The organism is Streptomyces sp., assembly GCF_036566765.1.
Taxonomy (GTDB): Bacteria; Actinomycetota; Actinomycetes; order Streptomycetales; family Streptomycetaceae; genus Streptomyces.
The window spans coordinates 1-8,709 of the sequence record NZ_DATCVQ010000349.1; the positions used below are offsets into that span (position 1 = coordinate 1).

General features: G+C 72.5%; 10 protein-coding genes. 6 read left to right on the forward strand and 4 right to left on the reverse strand.

Features of this window, described 5'->3' with window-relative positions; translation table 11 throughout:
- The 5 genes from VIU94_RS20400 to VIU94_RS20420 all read left to right on the forward strand — a co-directional run.
- The coding region (locus VIU94_RS20400; protein ID WP_331913273.1) for a ribbon-helix-helix domain-containing protein at positions 1-317 on the forward strand (317 nt) is incomplete at its 5' end.
- Positions 318-322: 5 nt separating this feature from the next.
- Positions 323-703: a type II toxin-antitoxin system death-on-curing family toxin gene (locus VIU94_RS20405; RefSeq protein WP_331913274.1), complete on the forward strand. Its 381-nt coding sequence runs from the start codon at positions 323-325 to the stop codon at positions 701-703.
- 108 nt (positions 704-811) lie between these two features.
- Complete coding sequence (locus tag VIU94_RS20410; protein ID WP_331913275.1) at positions 812-2,602, forward strand: DEAD/DEAH box helicase; 1,791 nt, start codon at positions 812-814, stop codon at positions 2,600-2,602.
- A 429-nt stretch (positions 2,603-3,031) separates the two neighbouring features.
- Positions 3,032-3,673, forward strand: a complete 642-nt coding sequence (locus VIU94_RS20415; protein ID WP_318106562.1) for an IclR family transcriptional regulator — start codon at positions 3,032-3,034, stop codon at positions 3,671-3,673.
- Positions 3,674-3,771: 98 nt separating this feature from the next.
- A complete protein-coding gene (locus tag VIU94_RS20420) occupies positions 3,772-4,566 on the forward strand; it encodes a S16 family serine protease (RefSeq protein WP_331913276.1) in 795 nt (264 codons plus the stop codon).
- Positions 4,567-4,647: 81 nt separating this feature from the next.
- Here VIU94_RS20420 and VIU94_RS20425 read toward each other — a convergent pair whose 3' ends face one another.
- The 3 genes from VIU94_RS20425 to VIU94_RS20435 form a co-directional block, all read right to left on the reverse strand.
- A complete protein-coding gene (locus tag VIU94_RS20425) occupies positions 4,648-4,821 on the reverse strand; it encodes a hypothetical protein (protein WP_331913277.1) in 174 nt (57 codons plus the stop codon).
- Positions 4,822-4,834: 13 nt separating this feature from the next.
- Positions 4,835-5,407: an ArsR/SmtB family transcription factor gene (locus VIU94_RS20430; protein WP_331913278.1), complete on the reverse strand. Its 573-nt coding sequence runs from the start codon at positions 5,405-5,407 to the stop codon at positions 4,835-4,837.
- A 99-nt stretch (positions 5,408-5,506) separates the two neighbouring features.
- The gene (locus VIU94_RS20435; RefSeq protein ID WP_318106566.1) at positions 5,507-5,980 is read right to left on the reverse strand and encodes an Lrp/AsnC family transcriptional regulator; all 474 of its coding nucleotides are present in this window, start codon (positions 5,978-5,980) and stop codon (positions 5,507-5,509) included.
- A 121-nt stretch (positions 5,981-6,101) separates the two neighbouring features.
- On the opposite strand from VIU94_RS20435, the gene hppD reads away from it, so the two are divergent.
- Complete coding sequence (gene hppD / locus VIU94_RS20440) at positions 6,102-7,247, forward strand: 4-hydroxyphenylpyruvate dioxygenase (RefSeq protein WP_331913279.1); 1,146 nt, start codon at positions 6,102-6,104, stop codon at positions 7,245-7,247.
- A gap of 58 nt (positions 7,248-7,305) precedes the next feature.
- On the opposite strand, the gene VIU94_RS20445 is transcribed toward hppD, so the two are convergent.
- Positions 7,306-8,709, reverse strand: a 1,404-nt coding sequence (locus VIU94_RS20445) for a tetratricopeptide repeat protein (protein ID WP_331913280.1), incomplete at its 5' end; no start/stop codon positions are given.

Sequence of the window (8,709 nt, forward strand, 5' to 3'; positions counted from 1 at the left end):
CCGTCGGCGCCGGCGGCAGGGGCGGCGACGCCGTACCTGTGACGCTGCCCGCCCGCCCGCACGTACCGCCCCGGCCCGCGCCCCGAAACTCCGTCGCCCCCTGCCCGCCCCGCCCCTACGCTGCGGGCATGCAAGAGATCACCGTCCGCGTGCCGCCCGAGCTCGTCGACCTGGCCGACGCCCGCGGGGTGAGCGTCGAGGAGCAGGTTCAGGAAGCGGTGCGGCGGTACATCGCCACCGAGGACGCCCGCGTACGAGGCGCGGCCATGCGGCTCGCACTGAAGCACGCCGGGCTGCTGCGGAGGCTGGGGGAGTGAGCGTCATGAGCACCCGCTTCCTCACCGTCCACGAGGTCGCCGAGATCGCCCGTACCGCGTTCACCGGCGACGGCGTGCCAGAGCTGCGCGCGCCCGGGCTGCTGGAGTCTGCCGTGCATCGCCCACGTGCCCGCATGTTCGGGGAGAGCGCGTACGGCGACCTGTACGAGCAGGCCGCCGCCCTGCTGCACGCGGTCGCCGCCAACCACCCCTTCGTCGACGGCAACAAGCGCGCCGCCTGGCTCGCCGCCGCCGTCTTCCTCGGGGTCAACGGAGTCGATCTCGGCGACGTCGATCTCGATCAGGCATACGACCTGGTCATCGCCGTCGCCGGTGGCGAACTCGCGGATATTCCGGGGATTGCCCGCCGCCTACGGGAGTTGTGAGGACCGTCTCACGCGGCCCCGCCACGCCCTCGTCGGGGCGGGGGTGCGAGCACGGCACCGGTAAGGTGGCCCGGTTGTCATATCTGGACGAGCGTCGAACCGGAGACCGTGACTACCACCGCCACCTCCTCCCATCATCTCTCTCCCGCCTTCCCCGGCCGCGCCCCCTGGGGCACCGCCAACAAGCTGCGTGCCTGGCAGCAGGGGGCGATGGAGAGGTATCTCCAGGAGCAGCCGCGCGACTTCCTCGCGGTCGCGACCCCCGGCGCCGGCAAGACCACCTTCGCGCTGACCCTCGCGTCGTGGCTGCTGCACCACCACGTCGTGCAGCAGATCACCGTCGTCGCGCCCACCGAGCACCTGAAGAAGCAGTGGGCCGCCGCGGCCGCCCGCATAGGCATCAAGCTCGACCCCGACTACAGCGCCGGCCCGCTCAGCAAGGAGTACCAGGGCGTCGCCGTCACGTACGCCGGCGTCGGCGTCCGGCCCATGCTGCACCGCAACCGCTGCGAGCAGCGCAAGACCCTCGTCATCCTCGACGAGATCCACCACGCCGGTGACTCCAAGTCCTGGGGCGAGGCCTGCCTGGAGGCCTTCGACCCGGCCACCCGCCGTCTCGCCCTCACCGGCACCCCGTTCCGGTCGGACACCAACCCGATCCCGTTCGTGACCTACGCGGAGGGGAACGACGGCATCCGGCGCTCCTCCGCCGACTACACCTACGGCTACGGCAACGCCCTCGGCGACGGCGTCGTCCGCCCCGTCATCTTCCTCTCCTACAGCGGCAACATGCGCTGGCGCACCAAGGCCGGCGACGAGATCGCCGCCAAGCTCGGCGAGCCGATGACCAAGGACGCGATCTCGCAGGCCTGGCGCACCGCGCTCGACGCCAAGGGCGACTGGATGCCGAACGTGCTGCGCGCCGCCGACCAGCGGCTCACCGAGGTCCGCAAGTCCATCCCGGACGCCGGCGGCCTCGTCATCGCCTCCGACCAGGACTCCGCGCGCTCGTACGCCAAGCTGATCCGCGAGATCACCGGCGCCAAGGCGACGATCGTGCTCTCCGACGACGCCGGCGCGTCGAAGCGGATCGACGACTTCAGCGAGAACAACGACCGCTGGATGGTCGCCGTCCGCATGGTGTCCGAGGGCGTCGACGTGCCCCGCCTCTCCGTCGGCGTGTACGCCACCACCATCTCCACGCCCCTGTTCTTCGCCCAGGCCGTCGGGCGCTTCGTGCGATCGCGCAGGCGCGGCGAGACCGCGTCCGTGTTCCTTCCGACGATCCCCAGCCTCCTCGGCTTCGCCAACGAGATGGAGGTCGAGCGCGACCACGTCCTCGACCGGCCGAAGAAGGAGGGCGAGGAGGACCCGTACGCCGAGTCCGAGAAGGAGATGGCGGAGGCGGAGAAGCAGCAGGACGAGGACACCGGCGAGCAGGACATGCTGCCCTTCGAGGCGCTGGAGTCCGACGCCGTCTTCGACCGCGTGCTCTACAACGCCGCCGAGTTCGGCATGCAGGCGCATCCGGGCAGCGAGGAGGAGCAGGACTACCTCGGCATCCCCGGGCTGCTCGAACCCGACCAGGTGCAGCTGCTGCTGCAGAAACGTCAGGCCCGGCAGATCGCGCACAGCCGCAAGAAGCCCGACGACGAGGCGGACCTGCTGGAGCTGCCGGCGGACCGGCGGCCTGTCGTTTCGCACAAGGAGCTGCTCGAGCTGCGCAAGCAGCTCAACACGATGGTGGCCGCGTACGTGCACCAGAGCGGCAAGCCGCACGGCGTCATCCACACGGAACTGCGCCGGGTGTGCGGCGGCCCGCCGAGCGCGGAGGCGACGGGCGGGCAGATCCGGGAGCGGATCAAGAAGGTCCAGGAGTGGGCGACGCGGATGCGGTAGGGGTCGGCCGGGAGCTGCGGTAACGGGTTCGGCAGAGAGCTGCGGTACGGGTTCGGCAGAGCCGCGGTACGGGTCCGTCAGAGAGCTGCGGACGGGTTCCTCCGGGACCCCTCCTGGGGGTTCCTCCAGCCCCCTCCCGCCCCGCACACCCTGGGTGATCTTGTCAGCCGAAGTCCTCCCACCGGCCGACTTAGGCCGTGAACCGGCTGTATCCGGTCGCCCGCGCCCGGATTCTGGACGAGGTCTTCCGCTGAGCGGAGTGGGTCGCTACTGTCCCCGCCAAGCAAACGCCCCGTGGCAGCGCCGCCGCGGAGCGCAGCCGGTACTGCACCCCGTCCGCCGGCGGCCTCTGACGTGCGTCGCCGATGGGACCGGTGTTCGCAGCTTTCGTGAGAGTTCGTCGGCACTCACTCCGAAGGAGAGGGCGTCGTGACCGCGGAGACCTCCCAGACGCTCGACCGGGGACTGCGTGTCCTCAAACTGCTCGCCGACACCGACCACGGCCTGACGGTCACCGAGTTGTCCAACAAACTCGGCGTCAACCGGACCGTGGTCTACCGTCTGCTGGCCACGCTCGAACAGCACGCGCTGGTCCGCCGCGACCTCGGCGGCCGGGCCCGCGTGGGGCTCGGCGTGCTGCGCCTCGGCCGCCAGGTCCACCCGCTCGTGCGGGAGGCCGCGCTGCCCGCGCTGCGCTCGCTCGCGGAGGACATAGGGGCGACGGCCCACCTGACGCTGGTGGACGGCGCGGAGGCGCTCGCGGTCGCGGTCGTCGAGCCGACGTGGACGGACTACCACGTGGCGTACCGGGCGGGCTTCCGGCACCCGCTGGACCGCGGCGCGGCGGGCCGCGCGATCCTCGCCGCCCGCCAGGGCGGCCTGACGGAGCCCGGCTTCACCCTGACCCACGGCGAACTGGAAGCAGGCGCGAGCGGCGCGGCGGCCCCCCTGGTCGGAGTGACGGGCCTCGAGGGCAGCGTGGGCGTGGTCATGCTCGCCGACGCGGTCCCGGAGCGAGTGGGCCCCCGCGTGGTCGACGCGGCCCGCGAGGTCGCGGACGCGCTGAGGTAGGACGCGGGGGAGGGACGGGAGACGCGGCACCGGCACCGGTTCCGGCCCGGACCTGCCGCCCCCGGACCGGCCCAGGCGGGGGCGGCTATCTTGGGGGCGTGCTCAGCAACCTCTCCCGTCCCCGTGCCCTCGCGCTCTGTGCGCTGCCCGTCGTCGCGCTGCTCGTCGTCGCCGGGCTCGCGCCGTTGCCGTTCGCGGTGGCGCAGCCGGGGACGACGGCAGATGTACTCGGGGTGGACGAGGGGCGGCCGGTCATCACGATCAGCGGGGCGCCGGTGCGTCCGACCAAGGGGCAGCTGCGGATGACCACGATCCTGGCCACCGGGCCCAGCGCCGAGGTCGGGCTCGGCGACGTCGCCGACGCCTGGTTCCGTACCGACCGGGCCGTGCTGCCGCGCGCCGCGGTCTACCCGGAGGGGAAGTCCGACGCGGAGGTCACGAAGCACAACCTCCAGCAGATGAAGCAGTCCCAGGACGACGCCGCGCTCGCGGCCCTGAACTACCTCGACAAGAGCCCGAAGGACGTCAAGGTCACGCTTCACCTCGCCGACATCGGCGGCCCCAGCGCGGGCCTGCTCTTCTCCCTCGGCATCGTCGACAAGCTCGACGGGAACGGCGCCGGCGGCGACCTCACCGGCGGGCGGGTCATCGCCGGCACGGGCACGATCGACGCGGACGGCACGGTCGGCGCCGTCGGCGGCGTCGCCCTCAAGACGCAGGCCGCCGGCCGCGACGGGGCGACCGTGTTCCTCGTGCCCAAGGCGGAGTGCGACGACGCCGAGGCCGAGCTGCCGAAGGGCGTACGGCTGATCCCCGTCTCCACCCTCAAGGACGCCGTGGCGTCTCTCAAGGCCCTCGGCCAGGGCCAGGAGGCCAAGGTCCCCAGCTGCTGAGTCGTCGCCGGGGCCCGGTCGGCGCCGGCGGCGCCGGCGGCCTCAGCGGCCTCAGCGGCCCCGCGGGCCGGGCGGCCCGGCTCAGGCCGCCAGCGCGACGCGCGCCCGCTCCGGCGTGGCCAGGCGCAGGCCCCACTCGACCAGCTTCCAGCCCAGCTGGATGCGTACGGGGGTCCGGGGGAGCGCCCCCGCCGCCTCCCGGCGGAGGTCGGCGGCGTGCAGCTCGTGCAGCGTGAGGTGGATGTCGGAGTGCATGGCGGCGGTCCTCTCAGGCGTTGTTCTGTGGGAAGGCGTGCAGGTGGATCCGTACGCGCTCGGCGTCCGCCGGCGTGGCCCGCCGGTAGCTGTCGAGGAGTTCGTGGATCTTCGCGTTGAGTTCGCGCGCCTCCTCCGGGGTGATGTTCAGGGTGAAGTCGCTCATGTCGGAGGCGAGATTCCACTCGTCCGACCAGTCGCCCCGGGTCGCGATCCAGGTGGACAGCTCCTGCTGGTGGACGGTCGCGATCTCGTGCATGTAGACGTCGGCGGCGCCCCGCGTCTGGGGAGCCCGGTCCTTCAGGAGCGACTCGTCGAACGTCGTCCCCTGCTGCGCCGCCTTCCACCACCGTTCGCGCCCCTTGCCGCGCTCCGGGTCGTCCTCGACGAAGCCGTGCGCGGCGAGTTGCCGCAGGTGGTAGCTGGTGGCGCCGCTGGACTCGTCCAGCCGCTCGGCGAGTTGGGACGCGGTGGCCGGCCCGTGCCGGCGCAGCGCCTGGAGGAGGCGGATGCGCAGGGGGTGGGCGAGTCCGCGCAGCGAGCGTGAATCGAGGACGCGCGCCTCGGGCTTCTCGGATTCGGGCATGAGCACAAGCGTAGGCATGCAAAGGAGTCTCTGCAACCCATTCTTTGCATCAATCTCTTTGCAAGGACTCCTTTGTATCTCTGGGTCGGTCTCGCCGCCCTACCGCTCGTCCTCCGCCGCCTGCTGCACCAGCGGGACGATCCGCAGCGGGACCGGGTTCTCCATCACGATCGCCGTCGACGCGCGGACGATGCCGGCGAAGCCGACGACGCGGTCGATCACGCGCTGCAGGTCCGCGTTCGAGCGGGCGACCAGGCGGCACAGCATGTCGCCGTGGCCCGTCGTCGTGTGGAGCTCAAGCACCTCGGGGACCGTCGCCAGGTGCGCGCGGACGTCGCCGCCCTGGCCCTGCTTGATCTCCAGCGTCGCGAACGCGGTCACCGGGTAGCCGAGCGCCGCCGGGTCCACGTCCGGGCCGAAGCCGCGGATCACGCCGTTCGACTGGAGCCGGTCGAGCCGCGCCTGGACCGTGCCGCGGGCCACGCCGAGCCGGCGGGACGCCTCAAGAACCCCGATGCGCGGCTCCTGCGCCAGCAGTGTCAGCAGGCGGCCGTCCAGATGATCGATCGCCATGACGGCCTCCCGTTGGTCATCCTGTGCAGAACGTACGTCGATACTCGCGCGTCGCTGGGCAGATTGACCAGTGAAACAGCCAACTATTGCGCAGCTTGTGGAACGGAGGGAGGGTGCGCACATGACTGAGACCCTCCACACCACCCCCAACACCGCGCGTGAGGCCGATCCCTTCCCGGTCAAGGGAATGGACGCGGTCGTCTTCGCCGTAGGCAACGCCAAGCAGGCCGCGCACTACTACTCCACGGCCTTCGGCATGAAGCTCGTCGCGTACTCCGGACCGGAGACCGGCAGCCGCGAGACGGCGTCGTACGTCCTCACCAACGGCGCGGCCCGCTTCGTGTTCACCTCCGTCATCAAGCCCGCCACCGACTGGGGCCGGTTCCTCGCCGAGCACGTCGCCGAGCACGGCGACGGCGTGATCGACCTGGCCATCGAGGTGCCGGACGCGCGTGCCGCGTACGCGTACGCCGTCGAGCAGGGCGCCCGCGGCCTCACCGAGCCGTACGAGCTCAAGGACGAGCACGGCACCGTCGTCCTCGCCGCGATCGCCACGTACGGCAAGACCCGGCACACCCTCGTCGACCGCTCCGGCTACGACGGCCCGTACCTGCCCGGCTTCGTCGCCGCCGACCCGGTCGTCGAGCCGCCGGCCAAGCGCACCTTCCAGGCCATCGACCACTGCGTCGGCAACGTCGAGCTCGGCAAGATGAACGAGTGGGTGGCCTTCTACAACAAGGTCATGGGCTTCACCAACATGAAGGAGTTCGTCGGCGACGACATCGCGACCGAGTACTCGGCGCTGATGTCTAAGGTCGTCGCCGACGGCACCAAGAAGGTCAAGTTCCCGATCAACGAGCCGGCGATCGCGAAGAAGAAGTCGCAGATCGACGAGTACCTGGAGTTCTACGGCGGCCCCGGCGTCCAGCACATCGCGCTCGCCACGAACGACATCGTCGCGACCGTGCGCACCATGCGCGCGGCGGGCGTGCAGTTCCTGTCCGTCCCGGACACGTACTACGACACGCTCGGCGAGTGGGTCGGCGACACGCGCGTGCCGATCGACGAGCTGCGCGAGCTGAAGATCCTCGCCGACCGCGACGAGGACGGCTACCTGCTGCAGATCTTCACCAAGCCGGTCCAGGACCGCCCGACCGTCTTCTTCGAGATGATCGAGCGCCACGGCTCCATGGGCTTCGGCAAGGGCAACTTCAAGGCCCTGTTCGAAGCGATCGAGCGCGAGCAGGACAAGCGCGGCAACCTCTGACCGACCGCCGGCCGTGTGTCCCCCGGGGGAGCACACACGGCCGGCGGACCCGCACCCGTCAGGGGCGGGCCGGGCGCGGGGCCTGGGGCTGCGGCTTCGCCGTCTGGCGGCCCTGCTCCGGCTTCCGCGCCTTCGCGGCCTTCTCCGCCTCGGCCGTCTCCCGCGCCCTCCGCGCCGCCTCCGCCGCCTCCCTCTCCGCCGCCTCCCGCGCCCTCCGCGCGTCCTCCAGGTCCTTCGGGCCGCCCTCCGGTGGATCCCCGAGGGCCGCGAGCGCCTCCTTCGCCTTCGGGGCGAGGAGCGGGGAGAAGTACGGGTTGATCCGCAGCGCCTCCCCGATGTGCCGCCGAGCCGGCCCGTACGCGCCGAGTTCCCGCTCGATCGCCCCGCGGTGGTACGCGAAGAGCGCGCTGCGCCGGCCCTCGTCCGTCGCGCGCTTCGCGTACGGGAGCGCCTCCTCGGCCTCGCCCGTCCGGTACAGCGCCCAGCCCAGCGCGTCCGCCACCTCCATCGAGCGGTGCCCCCGCGCCCACTCCGCGCGCAGCCGCCGCACCGCGTCCGCCGCCTCGTCGTGGTCCGCCTCGTAACGGGCCAGCACCAGCGCCCCGTTCACCCCGTACGACCCGGCCTCCGTCGTCCGCGCGCGCAGCGTCTCGAACGCCGTCGCCGCGTCCCCGTCCAGCCCCTCCGCCTCGTACAACTCGCCCGCCTCGAGCGCGTACTCCGGCAGCGGCATCGCCGCCAGCGCCGCCCGGTAGTCCCGGAACGCCTCCGCCGTGCGCCCCTGCGCCCCGAGCGCCCGCGCCCGCCCCGCCAGCGCGGGACCGTGCGCCGGGACCAGCCGCAGCGCCGCGGTGTACTGCGCCACCGCTTCGGCCGGCTCGCCCCGCTCCCACGCCAGCTCGCCGAGCCGGTACAGACAGGCCGCTTTCTGCACTGGAGTGTCCGCGTACGCCGCCGCCTCCAGCGCCGCCGCGCCCGCGTCCTCGCGCCAGCCCCGGTCCCGGTTCATCTGCGCCGCGCGGTCGAGGACCGCCGTGCCGGAGCGCAGCCCCTCCAGGGCCGTCATCGCCTTCTGCGCCGACTTGTAGTCGCCAAGACCCTTGTACGCGTCGATCAGCACCGGGTACGCGGCCCAGCGCTTCGGCTTCAGCTTCCGCACCCGCTCGCCCCACGCCCGCCCCTGCGCGAAGTCGCCCCGCGCGTTGGCCAGCGCCCCGAGCGCGAGCTGCGCCTCGACGTTCCCGCGCTTCGCCGGCAGCACCGCCAGCGACTTCCGCAGCGCCCGCTCGGCCCGCCCGAAGTCCGCCGCCTCCGCGATCCGCGCGCCCCGCTCCGTGTAGGCCGCCCCGAGCACGGCCCAGGACGCGTCGTCGCCCGGATGCTTCCGCAGCCACGCCCGCCGGTCCCCGATCAGCGCCGCCAGGTCCGGCAGCGACGCCGGCGCCCCGGCGCTCGCCGCCGT

Excerpts from the sequence above, each read along its gene's own strand:
- VIU94_RS20425 (WP_331913277.1), bottom strand. The coding sequence starts at position 4,821 with ATGCACTCCGACATCCACCTCACGCTGCACGAGCTGCACGCCGCCGAC.
- VIU94_RS20435 (WP_318106566.1), bottom strand. The coding sequence starts at position 5,980 with ATGGCGATCGATCATCTGGACGGCCGCCTGCTGACACTGCTGGCGCAG.
- hppD (WP_331913279.1), top strand. The coding sequence starts at position 6,102 with ATGACTGAGACCCTCCACACCACCCCCAACACCGCGCGTGAGGCCGAT.
- VIU94_RS20405 (WP_331913274.1), top strand. The coding sequence starts at position 323 with ATGAGCACCCGCTTCCTCACCGTCCACGAGGTCGCCGAGATCGCCCGT.
- VIU94_RS20430 (WP_331913278.1), bottom strand. The coding sequence starts at position 5,407 with ATGCCCGAATCCGAGAAGCCCGAGGCGCGCGTCCTCGATTCACGCTCG.